The 24,235-nt window shown below is 59.7% G+C and carries 19 protein-coding genes; 8 read left to right on the top strand and 11 right to left on the bottom strand.

Annotated elements, in window-relative coordinates:
* Window positions 1-41: 41 nt before the first annotated feature.
* From V0R60_RS24145 to V0R60_RS24100, 10 genes are all read right to left on the bottom strand, one after another.
* Window positions 42-1,670, bottom strand: coding sequence for a BatD family protein (locus V0R60_RS24145; protein WP_136475241.1), 1,629 nt, complete (start codon window positions 1,668-1,670; stop codon window positions 42-44).
* Window positions 1,667-3,382 (bottom strand): VWA domain-containing protein, encoded by a 1,716-nt coding sequence (locus V0R60_RS24140; protein WP_136475242.1) that lies wholly within the window; start codon window positions 3,380-3,382, stop codon window positions 1,667-1,669. The genes V0R60_RS24145 and V0R60_RS24140 overlap by 4 nt, the downstream gene beginning before the upstream one ends.
* The gene (locus tag V0R60_RS24135; protein ID WP_136475243.1) at window positions 3,379-4,455 is read right to left on the bottom strand and encodes a vWA domain-containing protein; all 1,077 of its coding nucleotides are present in this window, start codon (window positions 4,453-4,455) and stop codon (window positions 3,379-3,381) included. The genes V0R60_RS24140 and V0R60_RS24135 overlap by 4 nt, the downstream gene beginning before the upstream one ends.
* A complete protein-coding gene (locus tag V0R60_RS24130; protein WP_136475244.1) occupies window positions 4,448-4,942 on the bottom strand; it encodes a DUF4381 domain-containing protein in 495 nt (164 codons plus the stop codon). Before V0R60_RS24130 ends, V0R60_RS24135 begins: the two co-directional genes overlap by 8 nt.
* A complete protein-coding gene (locus V0R60_RS24125; RefSeq protein WP_136475245.1) occupies window positions 4,939-5,883 on the bottom strand; it encodes a DUF58 domain-containing protein in 945 nt (314 codons plus the stop codon). Before V0R60_RS24125 ends, V0R60_RS24130 begins: the two co-directional genes overlap by 4 nt.
* Before the next feature lie 4 nt (window positions 5,884-5,887).
* Window positions 5,888-6,847, bottom strand: a complete 960-nt coding sequence (locus V0R60_RS24120) for an AAA family ATPase (RefSeq protein WP_136475246.1) — start codon at window positions 6,845-6,847, stop codon at window positions 5,888-5,890.
* A 231-nt stretch (window positions 6,848-7,078) separates the two neighbouring features.
* On the bottom strand, window positions 7,079-8,407 hold the full coding sequence (locus V0R60_RS24115; protein ID WP_136475247.1) for an MFS transporter: 1,329 nt from the start codon (window positions 8,405-8,407) through the stop codon (window positions 7,079-7,081).
* 57 nt (window positions 8,408-8,464) lie between these two features.
* Window positions 8,465-9,658, bottom strand: coding sequence for an L-2-hydroxyglutarate oxidase (gene lhgO / locus V0R60_RS24110; protein ID WP_136475248.1), 1,194 nt, complete (start codon window positions 9,656-9,658; stop codon window positions 8,465-8,467).
* Window positions 9,659-9,776: 118 nt separating this feature from the next.
* On the bottom strand, window positions 9,777-10,487 hold the full coding sequence (locus tag V0R60_RS24105) for a FadR/GntR family transcriptional regulator (RefSeq protein ID WP_330080827.1): 711 nt from the start codon (window positions 10,485-10,487) through the stop codon (window positions 9,777-9,779).
* Window positions 10,488-10,561: 74 nt separating this feature from the next.
* On the bottom strand, window positions 10,562-10,915 hold the full coding sequence (locus V0R60_RS24100) for a hypothetical protein (protein WP_330080826.1): 354 nt from the start codon (window positions 10,913-10,915) through the stop codon (window positions 10,562-10,564).
* A 346-nt stretch (window positions 10,916-11,261) separates the two neighbouring features.
* Between V0R60_RS24100 and V0R60_RS24095 the strand changes: the two genes are divergently transcribed.
* Complete coding sequence (locus V0R60_RS24095; RefSeq protein WP_330080825.1) at window positions 11,262-16,127, top strand: NAD-glutamate dehydrogenase; 4,866 nt, start codon at window positions 11,262-11,264, stop codon at window positions 16,125-16,127.
* 133 nt (window positions 16,128-16,260) lie between these two features.
* On the opposite strand, the gene ppsR is transcribed toward V0R60_RS24095, so the two are convergent.
* Window positions 16,261-17,079 (bottom strand): posphoenolpyruvate synthetase regulatory kinase/phosphorylase PpsR, encoded by an 819-nt coding sequence (gene ppsR / locus V0R60_RS24090; RefSeq protein WP_136475252.1) that lies wholly within the window; start codon window positions 17,077-17,079, stop codon window positions 16,261-16,263.
* Between the two features lie 176 nt (window positions 17,080-17,255).
* Here ppsR and ppsA point away from each other — a divergent pair, with 176 nt between their 5' ends.
* The 7 genes from ppsA to sigX all read left to right on the top strand — a co-directional run bounded on the left by ppsA (window position 17,256) and on the right by sigX (window position 24,195).
* Window positions 17,256-19,631, top strand: a complete 2,376-nt coding sequence (ppsA, locus tag V0R60_RS24085; RefSeq protein ID WP_330080824.1) for a phosphoenolpyruvate synthase — start codon at window positions 17,256-17,258, stop codon at window positions 19,629-19,631.
* A gap of 106 nt (window positions 19,632-19,737) precedes the next feature.
* Window positions 19,738-20,736, top strand: coding sequence for an alpha/beta fold hydrolase (locus tag V0R60_RS24080; RefSeq protein WP_136475254.1), 999 nt, complete (start codon window positions 19,738-19,740; stop codon window positions 20,734-20,736).
* An 89-nt stretch (window positions 20,737-20,825) separates the two neighbouring features.
* Window positions 20,826-21,314 carry a ribonuclease E activity regulator RraA gene (gene rraA / locus V0R60_RS24075; protein ID WP_136475255.1) on the top strand — a complete coding sequence of 163 codons (489 nt, stop codon included), beginning with the start codon at window positions 20,826-20,828 and terminating at the stop codon, window positions 21,312-21,314.
* Between the two features lie 27 nt (window positions 21,315-21,341).
* Window positions 21,342-22,337 carry a zinc transporter ZntB gene (locus tag V0R60_RS24070; RefSeq protein ID WP_136475256.1) on the top strand — a complete coding sequence of 332 codons (996 nt, stop codon included), beginning with the start codon at window positions 21,342-21,344 and terminating at the stop codon, window positions 22,335-22,337.
* A 95-nt stretch (window positions 22,338-22,432) separates the two neighbouring features.
* Window positions 22,433-22,687 carry a CrfX protein gene (locus V0R60_RS24065; protein WP_371922260.1) on the top strand — a complete coding sequence of 85 codons (255 nt, stop codon included), beginning with the start codon at window positions 22,433-22,435 and terminating at the stop codon, window positions 22,685-22,687.
* A gap of 2 nt (window positions 22,688-22,689) precedes the next feature.
* On the top strand, window positions 22,690-23,514 hold the full coding sequence (locus V0R60_RS24060) for a mechanosensitive ion channel family protein (protein ID WP_136475258.1): 825 nt from the start codon (window positions 22,690-22,692) through the stop codon (window positions 23,512-23,514).
* 114 nt (window positions 23,515-23,628) lie between these two features.
* Complete coding sequence (gene sigX, locus V0R60_RS24055) at window positions 23,629-24,195, top strand: RNA polymerase sigma factor SigX (protein ID WP_036990388.1); 567 nt, start codon at window positions 23,629-23,631, stop codon at window positions 24,193-24,195.
* The last annotated feature ends 40 nt before the right edge of the window (window positions 24,196-24,235 follow it).

The raw sequence follows: 24,235 nt of genomic DNA, 5'->3' as shown, positions 1-24,235 counted from the left end.
GCAGATTACTGGCGCAACGCTTGGGGCGTCACGCCTTTGGGTTATTTGGGGTACAACGGCGGCAGGCTGCCGTTTTCGTTCGCAGTCGGCTGGATCTGTTCAGCTGCCGGGATGGTGCCGATGGCACGCCAGAGTTCATCACCTTGCCAATACTGCCCGCTTTCGCTGTAGAGGGCACCATTGAGGCCGTCCAAGGCGTCGGACAACGGTATGAAACGGGCGGCCATCTCCGCCAGGGTTTCCGGTTGCTGGCGAGCCCAGGCGTCCAGGGCCTGGCGGGTGGCCTGAGGATCATTGGCCTGGCATGCGCGCTTGAGGTCATCGAGCAGGGTGCGTGGGCTCGGGCCGGTCTGGGCAGCGCGCAGAACCGCCGGTTGTGAACGGGCGCGCCACCATAGGACAAAGCCGAGCAGCGTGGTCAGGGCGAATAAAAGGGTACTCAATTGCCAAGGCCAGAGTGGGCGTGTGGTCACTCTGACCGGATCGATATTGGTCGGCTTGTCGGCGCTCAGGGCCGGGTTGTCCTGAATTTGCAGGCTGCGCGCTGGCAGGCTGCTGTGCTCCAGGTGATCTTCACGGGTGTTCCACCAGTACACCTCCTGGGCGGGAAGTTCCAGGCTGCCGCTGTGGGTCGGGACCAGGGCTTCCCGTTCTTCACGAATCCCCAGCAAGCCTCGGTCGGTAACCTGATTGCGCAATTGCGGCTGGTCAGGGTAGCGGCGCAGGCCGGTGACTTCGATGGCCGGCAAGGGGGGTAACTGCGCGCTGGAAAGACCTTCGGCTTGCACGGTCACGGTGCGCGTCAGCGAGTCGCCGATCTGAGTCTGTTGTTGCGCAGGATCAGGGCTCCAGTGCTCTTCGAGGCTGAGGTTGCTGGTCGGCAGCCAGGGCGCATTGGCCGGGTAGTCAGCCGGGATCGGGTTGACGGTCAGCACCAGGGGCGTGGAACTGACCTGAACGTGCTTGCCGACCCTGGGCGCGTTGAGCTCTTGCTCAGCATCGTTTTGGGCAGCGGTAGCGCTGAACACCAGGGTCGGAATGGTGAGGTCGCCGCTTTGCTGGGGATAGACTGCATAGCGCATTTCGATCACACCATGGCGCACGCCATCGATCTGTTTTTCGAACGTACGCGATTCGCCCAGCGGTTCGACTTTGGCGTTGGCGATTTGCAGCGGGCTCAAGCTGCTGTCGTCGTACAGCGGCACCGAGTGGTAGATGCTCAGGGTCAGTACCGCTTGCGCTTGTACGTAGACTTCAGGTTGGTCGAGGCTGGCATCGATGAATACCGGGCCGTGGTTCTCGTTGTTGGCTTCCTGAGTCAGCACTTGCAGACTGATCGGCTCGCTGTGCAGTTCGCCTATTTGCAGAGCAGGAATTTCCATACTGCCGCTTTTTCGCGGTAGCAGGGTGATGATCCAGCGAGTCCCGGCGGCGCTCTGATCATCAAGGCTGTTGAGGCTGTTGACCTGGCGGGTATCGCGGACTTCGAAGTCGGCATTCAACGGTGTCAGGTCCGGTTTGCCAAACTGGGTCACGTCTTGGGTCTGCAGGGTCAGCTCGAGCGTTTCGCCGGCATTCAGACGCGCGCGATCAACGCTGGCAAGCAGCGTTGCGGCTTGAATCTGCAGGCTGAAAATGAGGCTGAGTAGCAGAAAACAGAGGCGACTCATCGATGGGATTCCTGATGTTGTTGCTGTTCGTACCAGAATTTACGCCGCAGCAATTCTGCCGGGTTGTCCGGAATCTGTCGTAGCCATTGTTCCAGTGCCTGACGCTGTTCAGCATCCAGGGTGCTGTCGAGTGGGCGCTGGGGGGGGCGAGTAGTCTCTTCGTCGTCGCCTTCGCCGGACACATTCTGCGCCTGTTCGCTGGGGTTGCTTTCATCCTTGCTGGTTTCACTGGGCTGTTGCGACGGTTGTTCGCTGGCCGGGTCCTGGTTGTTCTGCGTGCTGCTGGTGTTGGTTTGCGCGCTGGGGTCGCTCTGCTGGCTTTGTTCAGGCGTTCGTGCCGGCTGCTCGGCTTGACGCTGTTGCAGCAGTTGTTCGACCAGGGCTTTGTTGCTCAGCGCCGGTTGCAATTCCGGTTGCCGCTCCAGCGCCTGTTCATAGGCATCCAGTGCCGCTTCAAGTTCCCCGCTGCGAGCCAGTGCATTGCCGCGATTGAAATGGTCAGCCGCACTGTTGCCTTGGGCGAACAGGCGCGCGGCACCCTCGTAATCACCCGCTTCATAGAGGGCCAGGCCCTTCCATTGACGGTCCTCAAAGCGTTGAGCGGCGTCGTTGGGTCGGCGTTGCTCAAGGAGCCTCTGCCCCTGCTGGTCGGGACGTAGCCACAGGTCACTGAATTCGAAGGCATAGCTCGGTTGCGGGAGTACCAGCAGCAGTGGCAGGCAGAACAGCCAGCCGCGGCGACCGGCGCAGGCGGCCAGCAGCAACAGGGGCAGCAGCAGCCAGTAGCCCTGGTCGGCCCAACTGTCCAATTGCAGGGTCTGACCGTCATCGCGCTGGCTTTTCGGGTTTTCGAACAGACGTAGCCCGCGCAGATCGAGGTCGTCGATGCGGGCGTTGCGGTAGCGGCCACCGGTACTGGCGACAAATGCCCGGAGGCTGGCGCTGTCCAGGCGCGGCATGAGGATGCCACCCTGGTCGTCCTTGAGGAATTCTCCATTGGCCTGCTTTACGGGCGCGCCTTGGGCGGTACCGATGCCGAGCATCAGCAGGCTGGGGCCCTGGCGCCCGAGGGTCTGGTTGATGCCCTCACGCTCCTGTGGGCTCAAGGATGAGCCTACCAGCAACAGGCGTCCCTGGCCGAGGCCGGCTTGCGCCAGCAGGGCGAGTCCTTTACGTACGGCAAGGTCCGCGCGCTGGCCGGATTGGGGCATGATCGAGGGGGTAAGGGCTTCGAGCAAGTTGCGGCTGGTGGCAAGGTCGTCCGACAGCGGAACCAGGGTATGAGCGCTACCGGCATAGACGATGATTGCCGTCTGGCTGTCGCGGCGATGCTCCAGCAGATCGAGGATTTTGCGTCGGGCCTGCTCCAGGCGGTTGGGCGCAACATCCTCGGCGAGCATTTGCGGCGTCAGTTCGAGCAGGACCACCAGCGGGTCGGCCGGGCGCTGGCGGGTTTCTTCCAGGCGTTGCCAACTGGGGCCGACCAGCGCCAGTACCGTGATCAACCAGGCCAGCCCCAAGGCTATCCACGGCAACTTGCTGTTGCGACCGTTGCCGCCGCCCAGGAGCACCGCGTGGAAGCTGGGGGGCAGAATCATCTGCCAGCGCCCGGCGCGCTTTTGCCGGTGCCAGAGCTTGAACAGCAACCAGGCAAGCAGCGGCAGAACAATCAGCCAGGCAGGGCGCAGCCATTGCGGCCATAGCTCGATCATCGGCGTCTCCTCAGGCGCAGACGCGCCAGTCGTTCACGCCACTGCGGATGCGGGACCAGAAAATTCGGTCGGCGCAGCAGACGATGCAACCTGTTGTCCGGCCATTGTTCCTGGATTACCAGCAGCACGCTGAGCAATAGCGCCAGAGCTAGTGGCCAGCTATACAGCGCATGGGCAGTGCGCGCCTGGGTCGGCTGCTGGGCGACGGGTTCAAGCTGGTCCAGGGCTTCATCAATGGCCAGCAACTCCTCGCCATCATGGGCACGGAAGTAGCTGCCCCCGGTAAGGTTGGCAATTTCCTTGAGTGAGGCTTCATCCAGGTCCAGGCTCGGGTTGAGCCCGAGTAAACCGGCGGTGCCGGTTTCTTCCGGATCGGCACCAATGCCGATGGTGTAGATTTTCACGTTTTCCTGGGCTGCCAGGCGCGCCGCCGTCAGCGGATGGATCTGCCCACCGTTGTTGGCCCCGTCGGTGACCAGCACCAGTACGCGGCTCTGTGCCGGGCGTTGACGCAAACGCTTGAGTGCAAGACCAATAGCATCGCCAATGGCGGTGTTTTTGCCGGCGATGCCAACCTGTGCTTCATCGAGGAAGGTGCGCACGGTGTGTCTGTCGAACGTCAGTGGTGCTTGCAGGTAAGCTTGGCTGCCGAACAAGATCAGGCCGACGCGATCGCCCTGACGCGCTTCGAGAAAGTCGCCGAGCAAGGCCTTTACCAGTGTCAGGCGGCTGACCTCGTCGTCCTGCCACTGCATGTCTGGGAAGTCCATGGAACCGGAAACATCCACGGCCACCAACAGGTCGCGGCCGCTGGCCGCTACCGGCAGCGGTTCGCCCAGCCACTGCGGGCGGGCTGCGGCCAACAGTAACAGTAGCCACACCAGCACAAACGGCGCCTGTTGGCGCCAGGTCGGCAGATTCAGGCGGGCGCGACGGCCGGCCAGGCCTTCCAGCTCATTGAGGAAACTGACTTTGAGCACCGGCTCGCCGCTGTCGGCAGCCGGCAGCAGCAAGCGCGCCAGCCAAGGCAGCGGCAAGAGGACGAAAACCCACGGCCAGGCCAGTTCAAACATGTTTGCGAATCCAGGTTTCGACGGCTTGGTTGAGGCCGGCGATGGCCTTGTCATCAAGTTTGCATTCAGGCTTGTATGCCCCCTCGACCAACACCATCCAGCGGGTCAGACCGGCCGCCGGGCAACGGTTGTCGAGAAAGGCCAGCCACTGGCGACCGTTGAGGGTGTGGCTGTGGCTGCCGGGGTAGTGATTGCGGCACAGGCGTTTGAGCAGGGCGTTGATTTGCTGCAACCAGGCGCCGGCCGGCTGTCCGTCGTAGGGTTTGGGGAGGCGCGCAAGCTCAGCCAGTGCTTCGATGCGAACCGGGTCCAGGGGCATTTCTGCGCGGGCCATGGGCTTTCTACCTGGCCGCCAGTGACGCAGCCGCCACATGCCCCAACCGATCAGCGGCAGCAGCGCCAGCAGTACCCACCAGCCAGGCGCCAATGGCCACCAGCCAATGGGTGGCGGGGCAATCAGTGGCTGCAGTTGGTCCAGTGGGTTCACTGGCCTTTCCCCGGTCGTTGCGCGTTGAGGTACTCGCGCAATTGCTCGATCATTTCGCTTTGTGTGCTCAACGGCATCAGCACCACCCGCAGTTTTTGCGCCAGCAATTCCCAGCGCTCGATTCGTGCCTCGCTCTGTTGACGGTAGCTGCGACGCAGGGTCGGGTCGAGGGTGTCGAGTTCCAGTTGCGCGCCGTGTTGGGCGAAACGCAGGAGTCCGGCGGCGGGCAGGGCGTGGTCGAGGGGGTCCGATAACGGCAGCAGGAGCAAGTCGCAGTGGCGCGACAGTAGGCTCAATTGCTGCTCTACCGCCGGGCTCAAAGCCCGCTCGTCGCAGATGATAATGGCCAGGCTGCCTGGACGCAGGACTTCTCGGGCGCGACGCAGAGCCAGGCCCAGGCTGTCGGCCTGGGGTTGGGCTTCGGTATGCAGGGACTGGTTGACCCGAGCCAGGCGGTTGAGCAGTTGCAATAAGCTTTGCTTGCTGCGCCGTGGCTTGATCTCGTAGTGCTCGTTGTCACCGAACACCAGTCCGCCAATGCGATCGTTGTGACCCAGGGCGGCCCAGCCAATCAGGGCGGCCGCCTGGGCGGCGAGCACCGACTTGAACATCAGCCCCGAACCGAAGAACAGCCGTTGGCTTTGCTCGACCAGAATGAAAATCGGCCGTTCGCGTTCTTCATGAAAGAGCTTGGTGTGGGGCTCCTGGGTACGTGCGGTGACTCGCCAGTCGATATTGCGCACGTCGTCGCCGGCTTGATAGACCCGTACCTGATCGAAATCGACACCGCGTCCACGCAGCTTGGAATGGTGCAGGCCCACCAGCGGGCTGCGCTGGCCTGGGCGCGAAAACAGTTGCACCTCCCGCACACGATGACGCATCTCGATCAGCTCAGCGAGGCTGATACGGATTCCGGGCGCGGCCAACAAATGTTCGGGCATGGGTTCAGGCGACGGCTACGACGTCGAGGATTCGCTGGATCACTCGGTCTTGATCGATTCCAGCGGCCTCGGCCTCGAAGGAAAGAATGATGCGATGACGCAATACATCGAACAGCACTGCCTGAATATCTTCAGGGCTGACGAAGTCGCGACCGGCCAGCCAGGCATGCGCACGCGCGCAGCGATCCAGGGCGATGGAGCCGCGTGGGCTGGCGCCATAGGCAATCCAGTCAGCCAGTTCCAGGTCGAACTTGCCCGGGGTGCGCGTGGCCATGACCAGTTGCACCAGGTATTCCTCTACCGCATCGGCCATGTACAGGCCGAGAATTTCCTTACGGGCTGCAAAAATCGCTTGTTGGCTGACCCGTCGCTCAGGCTTGGTTTCACCATTGAGCGCTTCGCCCCGGGCCTGCTGAAGAATCCGGCGTTCCACGGAGGCATCCGGGAAACCGATTTTCACATGCATGAGGAAACGATCGAGCTGGGCCTCAGGCAGCGGGTAAGTGCCTTCCTGCTCGATGGGGTTTTGCGTGGCCATCACCAGGAACAATGGTGACAACTCGTAAGTGCTGCGGCCAACACTGACCTGGCGTTCGGCCATGGCTTCGAGCAATGCCGACTGGACCTTGGCTGGGGCGCGGTTGATCTCGTCTGCCAGTACCAGGTTGTGGAAAATCGGGCCTTGCTGGAAGACGAAACTGCCGGTTTCCGGGCGATAGATTTCGGTACCGGTGATGTCCGCCGGGAGCAGGTCGGGGGTGAACTGGATACGGTGGAACTGGGCTTCAACGCCTTCTGCCAATTCCTTGATGGCCTTGGTCTTGGCCAGGCCAGGAGCGCCTTCGACGAGCATGTGGCCGTCGGCTAGCAGCACGATGAGCAGGCGCTCGACGAGCTTTTCCTGGCCAAGGATCTGGGTGGAAAGAAAAGTGCGCAGCGCGATCAGCGCCTCACGGTGTTCCATCGTTGAAGGTTCCTGGACAAAAGCCAGGGCGTGTCGCAAAAAGCGCCCGGGCGGGGGCTGATACTTTAATCCATCCGGGGCCCTGGCGACTAACGGCGTCGCGTAAATTTGTGCAAAACCAGGTCTTGCCCGGCCTGTACGAGCGGATTTCTCCGCGAAGGACCACAGCGCAGTCAAAAAAGGCTGAATCTGCATTGCGGTCCGCCGCGGAGATCTCCACAGGGGTATTGCTCAGTTCTTGAAGCTGGAGTGCTTGCGGCCCTGGTCACAGAAGGCGAATACCACTACCAGTACCGCAGCTACAGCCAGGATCACCGCTACACCATCGGTAGAGTGCGTGGCGGAGCTGGCCACCAGCGCCAGGCCACCAAGCGGCGCCAGGCCGCCGGCCACTGCGGTGCCAATCTCGCGGCCGGTGCCGAAGCCCGAGGAGCGAGTCTGGGTAGGGAACTGACGACTGAGGAACGAGCCCTGAGGCGCAAACATCATCGGCGCAAGGATGCCGGTACCGATCGCGATAGCCAGGTAGATCATCATCGGTTCACCGGTATTGAGCAGGGCCAGGAACGGGTAGGCGAACAGCATCGAAAGCATCCCGCCGAGCATCAGTACGGTCTTGCTGCTCCACTTGTCGCACAGCCAGCCGAAACATGGCACGGCGACGATAGCCACCAGACTGGCGATCGTGACCGAAAGCGAAGTGACATGGGCTTCGACACCCTTGTACTGGGTCAGGTAGGCGAGCGAGAAGGTTTTGAAAATGTAGCTCAGGGCGTTGTAGCCAATGGCGACGAAGAACACCACCGCCAAGCCTTTGAGGTCATTTTTGAACAGCAGCTTGAGCGGTGATACCTGGACTTTGTCCTTGCTTTTGTCCAGTTCTTTGAAGTCCGGGGTTTCCGGAATGCTGCGGCGAACCCACAGGCCGACCGCGACCAGTACGATGCTGCAGATGAACGGGATGCGCCAGCCGCCGGAGAGCAGGAAGTCGTTGCCGTTCATGGTCAGCACATACACCGTCAGCGACGACAGCAACAAGCCCAGGTTCAGGCCCAGGGCCGGCCAGGCACCCTGGCTTCCGCGCTTGCCTTCACTGGCGTGTTCATAGGAGGTGACTGCTGCGGCGGAAAGTTCGGCACCAGCACCCAGGCCTTGGATAATACGAACCAGGACCAGAATGATCGGGGCCCAGATGCCGATGGAGGCATAGCTTGGGATCAAACCGATCAACATGGTGCACACGCCCATCAGGCAGAAGGTGATGACCAGCACCTGCTTGCGCCCGAAACGGTCACCCAGGTAGCCGAACAGGATGCCGCCGAAAGGCCGGGCGATAAAACCGATGGCAAAGGTGGAGAAAGCCAGCAGCGAGGCCACGGCAGGATTGCTTGGATCGAAGAAAACCTTCGAGAAGACAATCGCCGCCATGGTGGCGTACAGGTAGAAGTCATACCACTCCAGCATCGAGCCGAAGATAGTGGCAGCGGCCACCTTGCGCAGGCGCTTCTTGTTCTGTTCCGGGGTTTCTGTCGCAGCCGCAGCTGCCTCATGTACCGTCATCAGCGAGTTCCTTTTTGTCTTTGTAGTTATGATCTAAAGCGGGTTCTAAAGCGGATTTCAGCGACTTTTGAAGATCCTCTCGGCGATCATCTGGCCGATCGGGATCGCCGAGGTTGCGGCAGGCGAGGGGGCATTGCAGACATGCACCATGCGCGGCGTCTCGGCGAACAGAAAGTCATGGACCAGGGTGCCGTCGCGCATTACCGCCTGGGCGCGGATGCCGGCCTCATAGGGGAGCAGGTCTTCAATGTTCAGGGATGGGCAATATTTGCGGCATTGCTCAAGGTAGCCGCCCTTGAACAGGGAGTTTTTCATCTCGGTAGTGCCGGAGCCGAGGTTGGCCCAGATGGTTTTCCAGAAGCCGGGGAAGCGTGCGTACTCGGCGACGTCGCGCCAGTTGATCGAGAACTTGTTGTAGTTCTCCCGGCCCAGGCCCAATACCGCGTTGGGGCCAACGGTGACGCTGCCGTCGATCATGCGGGTCAGGTGCACGCCGAGGAACGGCAGCTCCGGATCGGGAATCGGATAGATCAAATGATTGACGATGTCGTTCTTGCTGGCCGGCAAACGGAAGTATTCGCCACGAAACGGGATGATCTGATGATCGATCTTGACCCCGGCCAGTGCCGCCAGGCGATCCGACTGCAGGCCGGCGCAGGCCACCAACTGGCGGGTGCGCCAGGCTTTGTCGTCGCTGCTGATGGTGACGCTGTCAGTGCTTTCGACAATTGCGCGCACTGTCGTTGACAGGTGTATTTCGCCCCCCGCGGCCTGGATTACGCCGGCCATGGCCTGGCACACCTGCTTGTAGTCAACGATGCCGGTGGCGTCGAGAAACAGTCCGCCCAGACCGACGATGTTCGGTTCGCGACGTTGCAACTCGGCAGCGTCCAGGCGCTCGACCTTCAGGCCGTTCTGCTGTGAGCGCTCATACAGGGCTTGCATACGTTGCACTTCCAGCGGCGTGGAGGCCACCAGCAGTTTGCCGCAGACATCGAACTTGATCTTGTGCTCGGTGCAGAACGCCTTGGTGGCCTCGGCACCGCGCTTGCACAAATCAGCCTTGAGACTGCCTGGCGCATAGTAAATGCCAGCATGAATAACGCCGCTGTTGTGACCGGTCTGGTGCCTGGCAAGGCTGGCTTCTTTTTCCAGGATCAGCAGGGAAGCGCCGGGCTGGCGTTCGAGTAGCGCCATGGCGGTGGCGAGGCCAACGATGCCGCCGCCGATGATGCAATAGTCGTAAATCATGCAGGTGTCACCTTGGCTTGTTCTTATCAGAGAGTCTGCTTATCAGGTTGTCAGACTAAGTAGGTCAAACAAAAGGCGCTGTCAGCCAGCGCCCGCTATCTACGGCACGGTGCAAATTTCAATTGATGTTGGGTAGTTCCAGCTTCAGACGTTTTGCCGAGGCATGCAGGTGAGCCTCGGCGCACGCGGCGGCGGTGTCACGGTCGCCATCGGCAATGGCCTGGTACAGCGCCTGGTGCTCGCGGTTGGCATCGGCCGAGCCCCCTACCGAATGGGCGGCCGAGTTTTCCCAGGCGGTCTTGCGGGCGGCAGCGAGTTGGCCACGAAGAAAGTCGTGGAAAGCCACGAAGTAATCGTTTTTGCTGGCTTCGGCGATGGCGCGGTGAAACTCGACGTCGGCGGCAGCCGCTGCAGCAAAGTCACTGCGTTTATCGAGCATTTCCTGCAAGGCTTTGTTCATGCGAGCGAGGTCGACAGCATCACGGCGCTGGGCGGCAACCGAGGCGGCCTGGGTCTCGATCCACAAGCGCACTTCGAACATCTGCACCAGGTCCGGGCTGCGGCCTTGAGCGGAAGGGAAGCGGAAAACGGTACCGGTTGGGGTTTGCGATATGTACGACCCCAGGCCACGGCGGGCGATCAATACACCATCGGCCTTGAGCTGGGCCACTGCTTCGCGCACCACCGAGCGACTGACGTTCAGTTGCTCGGCCAGTTGCTGTTCGGTGGGCAGGCGCGATTCGGCGGCCAGCCGCCCGGAATCGATCTCTGCACGGATGGCACCGACGACGCGTTCTACCAGCGTATCGGGGCGCTGAAGCTCAAGCATGGGGTATTGCTCATTAATCAGGTTGTCAGACAATGCCTTCGAGGCGGTTTCTTGTCAAGAAATCGTCGTCGCTATTACAGCTCGCTGACGTAGGTGCCGGTGCCGTCGAGCATGTTGCGCAGGGTTTCTTCAACCTCGGCAAGGTCTGTGCCGTCGCTGCTCAGGCTGATTTCCAGATGATCATCACCATTGAAGACATCGACATCGCCGGGGGCTACTTCGATCAACAGGCGCTTGGCACTGAGTGTGACTTTCAAGCCGTCGATGGTGCAGGGCTCGTCGTCCAGGGTGATGTCCACCGTGTCTTCGTCCGGGTAGCGGGTCATCAGGAACATCTGGCCCTTGTCACTGTGGCAGCACAGAGTGGCCATGTTGTCTTCTTCATCATCGCAGGGGGTGGCGAAGAGCAGGGCGGTGGTCAGTTGCATGGGCGGCTCGATCAATAAGTTGGAAGACGATTCTGACAGTCTTCGGCCTGTGTATAAACGTGCAGTTGCACCTCAATGACCGAATATGTCGCAGCGCTGCAAGCAGGGGCGGGCGAGCACTCGTTAAGCTGCGCTGTCGATGGTCACCCGTAAAGACACAGCTCGTTGAAGCAGTCGTTTTTGCAGATGCCCATCCGCGGAATTGGTAAATGTGACCAATGAGTCGCGTTTTGCGCCTGTTCTTATGGTTTTACCGTCTTCCTGCTACGGGTTGGCTATCGTTGATCCGTAGATGGCGGACGTGCGCGACGCTTCACTCAAAAACAAGCCCAGCGGAGTACCACAGATGGCGTTTTTCACCGCAGCCAGCAAAGCCGACTTCCAGCATCAACTGAAAGCGGCCCTGGCGCAGCACATCAGCGAACAGGCACTGCCACAAGTGGCGTTGTTCGCCGAACAGTTCTTCGGCATCATCTCTCTTGACGAACTCACCCAGCGTCGCATGTCGGACCTGGCCGGTTGCACCCTCTCTGCCTGGCGTATCATTGAGCGCTTCGACGCTGCCCAGCCGCAGGTTCACGTTTACAACCCTGACTACGAACGTCACGGTTGGCAGTCGACCCACACAGCGGTCGAAGTCCTGCACCATGACCTGCCTTTTTTGGTCGACTCGGTACGCACCGAGCTCAACCGTCGCGGCTATAGCATCCATACCCTGCAAACCACTGTCCTGAGCACCCGTCGCGGGGCCAAGGGCGAGCTGCTGGAAATTCTTCCCAAGGGCACTCACGGCGAAGGCGTCTCGCAAGAATCGCTGATGTACCTGGAAATCGACCGCTGCGCCAATGCCGCCGAACTCAATGTGTTGACTCGCGAGTTGGAACAGGTACTGGCCGAGGTGCGTGTCGCTGTAGCCGATTTCGAACCCATGAAGGCCAAGCTGCGTGATTTGCTGGCGCTGGTCGAGCAGACGGCCTACGCCCCGGCCCAGGCTGAGAAGGCCGAGGTCAAGGACTTCCTGGAGTGGCTGCTGGGCAACCATTTCACCTTCCTCGGTTATGAAGAGTTCGTCGTCCGCGCTGACGCCCAGGGCGGTCAACTGGTTTATGACGAGCAGTCATTCCTGGGCCTGACCCGCTTGTTGCGCGCCGGCCTCACCGCTGAAGACCTGCGCATCGAAGATTACGCGGTCAACTACCTCAACGAACCGTTGCTGCTGTCCTTTGCCAAGGCCGCCTACCCAAGTCGCGTACACCGTCCGGCTTACCCCGACTACGTTTCGATCCGCCAACTGGACGCCGACGGCAAAGTCATCAAGGAATGCCGCTTCATGGGCCTGTACACCTCTTCGGTGTACGGCGAGAGCGTGCGTTCGATCCCGTATATCCGCGGCAAGGTGGCAGAAGTCGAGCGCCGCTCCGGTTTCGATCCCAAGGCTCACCTGGGCAAGGAGCTGGCTCAGGTGTTGGAGGTGTTGCCGCGCGACGATCTGTTCCAGACGCCGGTGGATGAGATGTTCACCACCGTGATGTCGATCGTGCAAATCCAGGAACGCAACAAGATTCGCGTGTTCCTGCGCAAGGATCCGTACGGCCGTTTCTGCTACTGCCTGGCCTACGTCCCGCGGGACATCTACTCCACCGAAGTGCGGCAGAAGATCCAGCAAGTATTGATGGATCGCTTGAAAGCCAGCGATTGCGAGTTCTGGACCTTCTTCTCGGAGTCGGTGCTGGCGCGGGTGCAACTGATCTTGCGCGTTGATCCGAAAAACCGTATCGACATCGACCCGCAGCAGTTGGAAAACGAAGTGATCCAAGCCTGCCGTTCGTGGCAGGACGACTATGCCAGCCTGACCGTCGAAAGCTTTGGTGAAGCCCAAGGCACCAACGTCCTGGCTGACTTCCCGAAAGGTTTCCCGGCCGGTTATCGCGAGCGTTTCGCTGCGCATTCGGCTGTGGTCGACATGCAGCACCTACTGAACCTGTCCGAGCGCAAACCGCTGGTGATGAGCTTCTACCAGCCCCTGACCCAGCTCGGTGAGCGCCAGTTGCACTGCAAGCTGTACCACGCCGATACGCCGCTGGCGCTGTCGGACGTGCTGCCGATCCTGGAAAACCTCGGCTTGCGCGTGCTTGGCGAGTTCCCGTATCACCTGCGCCATGCCAATGGTCGCGAGTTCTGGATTCACGATTTTGCCTTCACCTACAGCGAAGGTCTGGATCTGGATATTCAGCAGCTCAATGACACCCTGCAGGACGCCTTTGTCCATATTGTCCAAGGTGATGCCGAAAACGATGCCTTCAACCGCCTGGTGCTGACGGCCGGCCTGCCATGGCGCGATGTGGCACTTCTGCGTGCTTATGCCCGCTACCTCAAGCAGATCCGCCTGGGCTTTGACCTCGGGTACATCGCCAGCACCCTGAACAACCACACCGACATCGCGCGCGAGTTGACGCGGTTGTTCAAGACCCGCTTCTACCTGGCACGCAAGCTGAGCGGCGATGATCTCGACGACAAGCAACAACGTCTGGAGCAGGCCATTCTGTCGGCCCTGGATGATGTGCAGGTGCTCAACGAAGACCGCATCCTGCGTCGCTACCTGGACCTGATCAAAGCCACCTTGCGTACCAACTTCTACCAGACGGACGCCCAGGGCCAGAACAAGTCGTACTTCAGCTTCAAATTCAACCCCAAACTGATTCCGGAACTGCCCAAGCCGGTCCCCAAGTTCGAAATTTTTGTCTACTCGCCACGCGTGGAAGGTGTGCACCTGCGCTTTGGCAACGTCGCCCGGGGTGGTCTGCGCTGGTCGGACCGCGAGGAAGACTTCCGCACCGAAGTGCTGGGCCTGGTAAAAGCCCAGCAGGTGAAGAACTCGGTCATCGTGCCGGTCGGCGCTAAAGGCGGCTTCCTGCCACGTCGTCTGCCGCTGGGTGGCAGCCGCGACGACATTCAGGCAGAAGGCATCGCCTGCTACCGGATCTTCATTTCCGGTTTGCTGGATATCACTGACAACCTCAAGGACGGCGCACTGATTCCGCCGGCCAACGTCGTGCGTCACGACGATGATGATCCTTACCTGGTAGTGGCTGCCGACAAAGGCACCGCGACCTTCTCCGATATCGCCAACGGCATTGCCATTGATTACGGCTTCTGGCTTGGCGATGCATTCGCCTCCGGCGGTTCTGCAGGCTATGACCACAAGAAAATGGGTATCACCGCCCGTGGTGCCTGGGTAGGCGTGCAGCGCCACTTCCGTGAGCGCGGTATTAACGTCCAGGAAGATCCGATCACTGTGGTAGGTGTCGGCGACATGGCCGGTGACGTGTTCGGTAACGGCTTGCTGATGTCCGACAAGTTGCAATTGGTGGCCGCCTTCAACCACCTGCATATCTTTATCGACCCGAACCCTGAGCCGGCCAGCAGCTTTGCCGAGCGCAAACGGTTGTTCGATCTGCCGCGTTCAGCCTGGAGCGACTACGACACCAGCATCATGTCCGAAGGTGGCGGGATCTTCCCGCGCAGCGCGAAAAGCATCGCGATCACCCCGCAGATGAAAGAGCGTTTCGCCATCGAGGCCGACAAACTGACCCCGACCGAATTGCTCAATGCCTTGCTCAAGGCGCCGGTAGACCTGCTCTGGAACGGCGGTATCGGCACTTACGTCAAGTCCAGTGAAGAAAGCCACGCCGATGTTGGCGACAAGGCCAACGACGCCCTGCGGGTCGATGGCAACGAGTTGCGTTGCAAGGTGGTGGGCGAGGGCGGCAACCTGGGCATGACTCAATTGGGTCGTGTCGAGTTCGGTCTCAATGGTGGCGCCACCAACACCGACTTCATCGACAACGCCGGTGGCGTGGACTGCTCCGACCATGAGGTCAATATCAAGATCCTGCTCAACGAAGTTGTGCAGGCCGGCGACATGACCGAGAAACAGCGTAACCAGTTGCTCGGCAGCATGACCGACGAAGTGGCGGGCCTGGTGCTGGGTAACAACTACAAGCAGACGCAGGCTTTGTCCCTGGCTGCTCGTCGTGCCCGTGAGCGCATTGCCGAGTACAAGCGCCTGATGGCTGATCTGGAAAGCCGTGGCAAGCTGGATCGTGCCATCGAGTTCCTGCCAACTGAAGAGCAACTGGCCGAGCGCCTGGCGGCCAATCAGGGCCTGACCCGTGCCGAGCTGTCAGTGCTGATTTCCTACAGCAAGATCGACCTCAAAGAAGCGCTGCTCAAATCTTTGGTGCCGGATGACGATTATCTGACTCGCGACATGGAAACCGCGTTCCCGCCGTCGCTGGTGAGCAAATTCGCCGAGGCGATGCGTCGTCATCGTCTCAAGCGTGAAATCGTCAGCACCCAGATCGCCAACGATCTGGTCAACAACATGGGCATCACCTTCGTTCAGCGTCTGAAAGAGTCCACCGGCATGAGCCCGGCGAATGTCGCGGGTGCGTACGTGATTGTGCGGGATATCTTCCACCTGCCGCACTGGTTCCGTCAGATCGAGGCGCTGGACTATCAAGTGCCTGCTGAAATCCAGTTGACCCTGATGGACGAACTGATGCGTCTTGGGCGTCGGGCCACCCGTTGGTTCCTGCGTAGCCGTCGCAACGAGCAGGACGCTGGGCGCGACGTAGCACACTTTGGGCCGAAAATCGCAGCCTTGGGTCTTAAGCTCGATGAGTTGCTCGAAGGGCCGACCCGTGAGCGTTGGATGACCCGTTACCAGGGCTTCGTCGATGCGGGTGTGCCGGAGTTGCTGGCGCGGATGGTTGCCGGTACAACGCACCTGTACACGTTGCTGCCGATTATCGAGGCATCCGATGTTACCGGTCAGGATCCGGCTGAAGTGGCCAAGGCGTTCTTTGCGGTTGGCAGTGCGCTGGATCTGACCTGGTACTTGCAGGAAATCAGTAACCTGGCGGTGGAGAACAACTGGCAGGCCCTGGCTCGCGAGGCGTTCCGCGATGATATCGACCTGCAGCAGCGGGCGATCACCATTTCGGTGTTGCAGATGGCTGATGCTCCGGAAGATATGGATGCCCGGGTCAATCTGTGGCTGGATCAGCACCGTGTGATGGTCAATCGCTGGCGTGTCATGCTTGACGAGTTGCGGGCTGCCACGGGGACTGATTACGCCATGTACGCGGTGGCGAACCGCGAACTGGTGGATCTGGCCATGAGCGGGCAGGCGGCGGTAGTGCCTTCCTGACGTTGCGCTGAAATGAAGAAGCCCCGGCATTTGTCGGGGCTTTTTTTGTTTGATGGTTTTGCGATTTGTTTGGGGGTGGCTCCAGTAGCGCCACGGCATCAAATGGATATGCCCATCGCCACGTGTGCCACCCTTACTTGAACCGCCGCTCCACACCTTTCTCGACCAGAATCTTCGCCGCAATCTCTTCAACCGAAAAATGCGTAGAGTTGATGTTCGGAATGTTTTCGCGGCGGAACAGATTCTCCACCTCACGCACCTCGAACTCGCACTGGGCGAAGCTGGCATAGCGACTGTTAGGCTTGCGCTCATGACGAATGGCGGTCAACCGGTCCGGGTCGATGGTCAGACCGAACAGTTTGTGCTGATGGTTTTTCAAGGCCTGGGGCAGTTGCAGGCGCTCCATGTCGTCCTCGGTCAACGGATAGTTGGCCGCACGGATGCCAAATTGCATGGCCATGTACAGGCAAGTCGGCGTTTTGCCGCAGCGCGAAACCCCTACCAGGATCAAGTCCGCCTTGTCGTAGTAATGCGTTCGGGCGCCATCGTCGTTGTCCAGCGCAAAGTTGACCGCCTCGATACGCTCCATGTAGTTGGAGTTGCCGCCGATGGAGTGCGACTTGCCCACCGAGTAGGAAGAATGCGCTGTCAACTCCTGCTCCAGCGGGGCCAGGAAGGTCGAGAAGATATCGATCATGAAGCCATTTGAGGTCGCCAGGACCTCACGGATATCCTGATTGACGATCGTGTCGAAGATGATCGGCCGAACACCATCCTTTTCTGCGGCGCTGTTGATTTGTTGTACCATCACCCGCGCTTTTTCCACGCTGTCGATGTACGGACGTGTGAATTTATTGAACGGAATGGTATCGAATTGCGCGAGAAGACTTTGTCCCAGCGTCTCGGCTGTAATGCCGGTGCCATCGGAGATAAAGAAAGCAGATCGTTTCATTTGCGCCTTGGGCCTTAAGCTGATGACAATTCTTGGATATGATAGGTTCGGTTTACCGAACATCGCGTTCGGCATTCTCACTTATTTTCCAGGTCCAGGCCACAAGCGCCCAGTCAAGCCAGAGTAGGCAGGCGGGCGACCTGAGCTTTTCCAATACAGTTAGTGGAGAGATCACCTTGGTAGAGTACGTAGTTTCCCTCGATAAGCTCGGCGTCCATGATGTGGAGCACGTGGGGGGCAAGAACGCATCCCTCGGCGAGATGATCAGTAACCTCGCGGGCGCCGGTGTATCGGTCCCCGGCGGCTTTGCCACTACGGCTCAGGCGTACCGTGATTTTCTCGAGCAGAGTGGGCTCAATGCACAGATTCACGCCGCGCTCGATGCGCTGGACGTCGATGACGTCAATGCCCTGGCCAGAACCGGTGCCCAGATCCGCCAGTGGATCATGGAAGCCGAGTTTCCCGAGCGTCTGAACGAAGAGATTCGCAGCGCATTTGCCGAGATGTCCCAGGGCAACCCGAACATGGCTGTGGCCGTACGTTCCTCGGCTACCGCCGAAGACTTGCCAGACGCCTCGTTCGCCGGCCAGCAGGAAACGTTCCTGAACATCCGTGGTGTCGATAACGTCATCCGCGCGGCCAAGGAAGTATTTGCTTCCCTGTTCAACGACCGCGCCATTTCCTACCGTGTCCACCAGGGCTTCGATCACAAGCTGGTAGCGCTGTCGGCGGGTGTGCAGCGCATGGTGCGTTCGGAAACCGGAACTGCCGGGGTCATGTTCACCCTCGACACCGAGTCGGGCTTCCGTGACGTGGTCTTCATCACTGGCGCCTACGGCTTGGGCGAAACCGTAGTGCAAGGCGCGGTAAACCCGGACGAATTCTACGTCCACAAGGGCACGCTGGAGGCTGGCCGTCCCGCTATCCTGCGCCGTAACCTGGGCAGCAAGGCCATCAAGATGGTCTATGGCGAAGAAGCCAAGGCTGGCCGCTCGGTCAAGACCGTTGATGTCGACAAGGCCGACCGTACCCGTTTCTGCCTGAGCGACGCTGAAGTCAGCGAACTGGCCAAGCAGGCGATGATCATCGAGAAACATTACCAGTGCCCAATGGACATCGAGTGGGCCAAAGACGGTGATGACGGCAAGCTGTACATCGTTCAGGCGCGTCCTGAAACCGTGAAGAGCCGCGCCCAAGCCAACGTCATGGAGCGCTATCTGCTCAAGGAAACCGGCACAGTGCTGGTTGAAGGTCGTGCCATTGGCCAGCGTATTGGCGCCGGCAAGGTCCGTATCATCAAGGACGTCTCGGAGATGGATAAGGTCCAGCCAGGCGACGTGCTGGTCTCGGACATGACTGACCCGGACTGGGAACCGGTGATGAAGCGCGCCAGCGCCATCGTTACCAACCGTGGCGGCCGTACCTGCCACGCAGCGATCATTGCCCGTGAACTGGGTATTCCGGCTGTAGTGGGTTGTGGTAATGCCACCCAACTGCTGCAGGAAGGCCAGGGCGTGACCGTATCCTGCGCCGAAGGCGACACCGGTTTCATCTTCGAGGGCGAACTGGGCTTCGACGTTCGCAAGAACTCGGTCGATGCCATGCCTGATCTGCCCTTCAAGATCATGATGAACGTCGGCAACCCGGACCGCGCGTTCGATTTTGCCCAGTTGCCAAACGCCGGTGTCGGCCTGGCGCGCCTGGAGTTCATCATCAACCGCATGATCGGCGTGCACCCCAAGGCGCTGCTGAACTACGCCGGCCTGCCGGCAGAGTTGAAGGAAAGCGTCGACAAGCGCATTGCCGGCTACAACGATCCAGTTGGCTTCTATGTCGAGAAACTCGTCGAGGGCATCAGCACCCTGGCTGCAGCGTTCTGGCCGAAGAAGGTCATCGTGCGTTTGTCGGACTTCAAGTCCAACGAATACGCCAACCTGATCGGCGGCAAACTCTATGAGCCGGAAGAAGAAAACCCGATGTTGGGCTTCCGTGGTGCCTCGCGCTACATCAGCGAAACCTTCCGTGACTGCTTCGAACTCGAGTGCCGTGCACTCAAGCGCGTGCGCAACGAAATGGGCCTGACCAACGTCGAGATCATGGTGCCGTTCGTGCGTACCCTGGGCGAAGCCAGCCAAGTGGTCGACTTGCTTGCTGAAAATGGCCTGGCCCGTGGCGACAACGGCTTGCGCGTGATCATGATGTGCGAGCTGCCGTCCAATGCCATTCTCGCCGAAGAGTTCCTTGAGTACTTCGACGGCTTCTCCATCGGTTCCAACGACCTGACTCAGCTGACCCTGGGCCTGGACCGTGACTCAGGCATCATCGCTCACCTGTTCGACGAGCGTAATCCTGCAGTGAAGAAGCTACTGGCCAACGCCATTCAAGCCTGTAACAAGGCGGGCAAGTACATTGGTATTTGCGGCCAGGGCCCATCCGACCATCCGGATCTGGCCAAGTGGCTGATGGAACAGGGCATCGAGAGCGTTTCGCTCAACCCGGACTCGGTACTTGAGACCTGGTTCTTCCTGGCTGAAGGTCAGGCAGCGAACTGATGTGCTGAACCGGAACCTTCACCTGGCCGGAGGTCGGTGAAGGTTTCGACCGTATTCCAGGGCGTGTTCCAGTGATGGTTCCCGCCCTTTTTCGTGCAAGAAACCTATGCAAAGCAGCAGTACTCTTTTTCCCGTGGCCTTGCTAAGTGCCGAGCGACGGGGTGATCTGAGCGAAGACGTCTACCGGATCAAGGCCGGTAACAGCCCCGATCGCACCGTTGAACTGGCGGTCACCCGTCTTGGACTGTCGGATCAGCCCGAAGTACGTGGTGTGCCAGTCATTCTGCTGCATGGCAGTTTTTCCAACCGACGATTTTGGTATTCGCCGCGAGGCATCGGCCTGGGCGCCTATTTGGCGCGCGCCGGTTTCGATGTCTGGATTCCGGAAATGCGCGGTCATGGCCTGTCGCTGCGCAATCGCAACTATCGCCATAATCGCGTCGCCGACTATGCCCACTATGACTTGCCAGCAATCGCTGCCTTTGTCAGTGAGCAGTGCGGTCGTGCTGCGCACTGGGTCGGCCATTCATTGGGTGGCACTACTCTGGCCGCTGCTCTGGGTGGCAAGTATCTGGGGGCCGAGCAAGTGGCGAGTGCCGCGTTTTTTGGCACGCAGGTCAGCCGTACCTACTGGCCGTTGAAATTTCCGCCAGTGGAGTGGGGCGGGCGTCTGCTGCTCAAGCGCTTTGCGCAAATTTCCGGTTCAAGGCTCAAGCGCGGGCCGGAGGACGAGCCTATTGGTCTAGCGCTGGAAAGCATGCGCTGGTTTGGCCTGTTCGGACGCTTTGGCGAAAAAGACAATGACTGGTGGGCCGGCCTTGCCGAGATAGACGTGCCTGCGCTGGTTGTCGCCGCTGCCGGTGATTATCAGGACCCGGTGTGGGCGTGCCGCAAGTTGTTCGAGCAGTTGGGTTGCGAACACAAGCAGTTTGTCCGTCTGGGGCGTGAGGAAGGCTTCGACAATTTTGGTCACGTCGATATGCTGGTCAGCAAGCCGGCCCAGGTGCAAGTCTGGCCGCTGGTTCAGCGCTGGCTGCACAATCCGCTATCGCCCGTGCTCGAAGAAGGCGTACCAAGCGTTTCGCCTGCGCCTGGTTATCGTTAAGATGACTAAAGCCGCATCGCTGCACCTCGTCTCATCAATGACACTGTGACATCTATATCCATTGTCTTGGCAACCGACAGGAGTTACCCATGCATTACCTAACGCCCGATTTGTGCGACGCCTACCCGGAACTGGTACAGGTGCTGGAGCCGATGTTCAGCAACTTCGGTGGTCGTGACTCCTTTGGTGGACAAATCGTTACCATCAAATGCTTCGAGGACAACTCTCTGGTCAAAGAGCAGGTTGACCATGATGGCAAGGGCAAGGTGCTGGTCGTAGACGGCGGTGGATCGCTGCGTCGGGCGCTGCTGGGCGACATGCTCGCGGAAAAGGCGGCAAAGAACGGCTGGGAAGGTCTGGTGATCTATGGTTGCATTCGTGACGTGGATGTCATTGCCCAGACCGATGTCGGTGTGCAGGCTCTGGCCAGCCACCCGATGAAAACCGACAAGCGCGGCATTGGTGATCTTAACGTTGTGGTGAGCTTTGCCGGCGTAACGTTCCGTCCGGGCGAGTACATCTACGCTGACAACAATGGCGTTATCGTGTCGCCAAGCCCGTTGAAAATGCCGGAATAAACGCTGGATCCGCAAAGTGGAGCAGTAATGTTCGAGGAAGAAAACGCGCAGTGGGGGCTGGTTCATGCCCTGGTGCTCGATGGCAAGGGCGGTGCGCGTTCGATAGCTCGAACCGAACTCAACGACCTGCAGTTGCAGCCTGAGCAGAGCCTTTGGCTGCACTGGGACCGTAGTCATCCGCAAACCCGTACCTGGCTGCGGCATGACAGCGGCGTGAGCGAGTTTGCCTGCGATTTGCTCCTCGAAGAAAACACCCGCCCGCGGCTGCTGGCCCTGCCCGAGGAACAGATGTTGTTGTTTCTGCGCGGCGTCAATCTCAATCCGGGGGCGGAGCCAGAAGACATGGTCTCCGTGCGTATTTTCGCCCAGGCGCAACGCGTGATCTCGCTGCGCCTGCGGCCTCTGCGCGCCAGTGACGAGGTGTTGCAGCAACTGGCAGACGGCCGCGGGCCGAAAACCGCTTCCGAACTGTTGTTGAGCATGGCGCAGTTGTTGACGGAGAAGGTCCAGGCGTTGGTCAGCGACTTGTCTGAAGTGGTCGATCTGGAAGAAGAGAAGCTCGAAGCCGACGCCCGTTATGCCCCAGAGCAGGGTTCCTTGCAGCAGATTCGCCGTCGCGCTGCGGGTCTGCGGCGCTTTCTCGCACCGCAGCGCGAGTTGTATGCGCAGCTTGCGCGCAACAAGTGGAGCTGGTTCGCTGAAGACGACGCCGATTACTGGAACGAGTTGAACAACAGCCTCATTCGCTACCTCGAAGAGCTGGAACTGACTCGCGAACGTGCAGCGCTGGTGCTGGAAAGTGAAGACCGTCGTCGTGCCGAACGAATGAACCGAACCATGTACCGGTTCGGCATCATCACCTGCATTTTCCTGCCCATGAGTTTCGTCACCGGCCTGCTGGGCATCAACGTCGGGGGTATTCCGGGGTCGCAGAGCCCGTATGGTTTCCTCTTTGCCAGCCTGCTGGTACTGGGTCTCGCGCTAGGGCAATGGTGGCTGTTCCGCCGCCTGCGCTGGGTGTGAGTCGATGAATTTGGTGAACATCCAGTCACAAACTGCCCGCAGCGTTCATGTGACCCATGCGCAAGCGTCCTCGTCTTTGACTGATATTGCGCGAGGTGCCCATGCACGATCCGTTTGAAGAATCCCTGCGAGACCTGCTCAAGGCTTCACCGTCCGGTAATGACCGCGACGACGATGCCTGCCTTGGCCGCGTCCTCAAAACCGCCAACCGCCAGGTAGGCGCGGGTGATCTGTTCAGTTTGCTTGGCCGTTGGAGCCAGGCACTGATGATCGCCGTCAACAATGGTTCGGCGCATGTTGCGCCGGTCCGCCGGAATGCTACCGCTCGTAAAGCTGATAAGGCCGACTGAATATGGAACTTAATCTCTGGACCCAGAGCTTGCTCGCCGCGATGACCGCGTTGTGGACCAAAGTGGCGAACTTCATCCCTAATCTGTTTGGTGCTCTGGTTGTAGTGCTGCTGGGTTTCGTCGTGGCCAAGCTGCTCGACACCTTGCTGTCCAAACTGTTGGCCAAGTTGGGCCTGGATCGCCTGATGGGCGGCACCGGTTTGACCAAAATGCTTGAGCGGGTTGGCATCCAGGTGCCGATTTCGACCTTGATCGGCAAAATCGTCTACTGGTTCGTGCTGTTGATCTTCCTTGTCTCGGCCGCGGAGTCCCTGGGCCTTGAGCGAGTTTCGGCAACACTGGACATGCTGGCTTTGTACCTGCCGAAAGTGTTCGGCGCAGCGTTGGTGCTGCTGGCAGGCGTACTGTTGGCACAACTGGTCAATGGCTTGGTGCGCGGTGCCGCAGAAGGTATTGGTCTGGATTACGCCGCAGGTGTTGGGCGTATCGCCCAGGGCCTGGTCATTATCATCAGTATTTCAGTGGCAATCAGCCAGCTCGAGGTCAAAACCGACCTGCTTAACCACGTAATTGTCATTGGATTGATTACCGTTGGTCTGGCCGTTGCGCTGGCAATGGGCCTTGGCAGTCGCGAAATTGCCGGACAGATTCTGGCCGGAATCTATGTGCGAGAGCTTTACCAGGTGGGCCAACACGTGCAGGTTGGAGAGGTCGAAGGGCAAATCGAGGAGATCGGCACGGTCAAGACGACCCTGCTGACCGATGACGGCGAGCTGATTTCGTTGTCCAACCGGATTCTCCTGGAACAGCGGGTCAATAGCCGCTAACCGGGCAAATCCTGCTAATGTATGCCGCCGCGAAATTACCCCAGGCAGGGGTAAGCGGCGACATTGACCTGACTGTCGGCCAGATTCGTTTTGAATAAAGTTCACTCGCTGCCCATGCGTTACGACCCCCGCGAGCTCACTGATGAGGAGTTGGTGGCGCGTTCGCATGAGGAGCTTTTCCATGTTACTCGCGCGTATGAGGAACTCATGCGGCGCTATCAGCGAACTCTTTTTAACGTGTGTGCACGTTATTTGGGGAACGATAGGGATGCTGACGATGTCTGTCAGGAGGTGATGCTCAAGGTGCTCTATGGCCTGAAGAACTTCGAGGGTAAATCGAAGTTCAAGACATGGCTCTACAGCATCACCTATAACGAATGCATCACCCAGTATCGAAAGGAGCGGCGCAAGCGTCGTCTGATGGATGCCTTGAGTCTTGATCCACTTGAGGAGGCCTCGGAAGAGAAAGCGCCAAAGCCCGAAGAGAAGGGTGGGTTAGATAAGTGGCTAGTGCATGTGAATCCAATTGACCGTGAAATTCTGGTGCTACGATTTGTCGCAGAGCTGGAATTTCAAGAGATCGCCGATATCATGCATATGGGCCTTAGCGCAACGAAAATGCGGTACAAGCGTGCGCTAGACAAGCTACGTGAGAAATTTGCGGGTCTTGCTGAAACTTAGTGGCGCGCAAATATCTCTAACGTACCGGCAAGTTCTGCTA

The sequence above is a fragment of the Pseudomonas auratipiscis genome (assembly GCF_036324085.1).
In the GTDB taxonomy this organism is placed as follows: Bacteria; Pseudomonadota; Gammaproteobacteria; order Pseudomonadales; family Pseudomonadaceae; genus Aquipseudomonas; species Aquipseudomonas auratipiscis.
The sequence above is the reverse complement of the archived record's forward strand: the minus strand, read 5'-3'. Positions and strand labels throughout refer to the sequence as shown.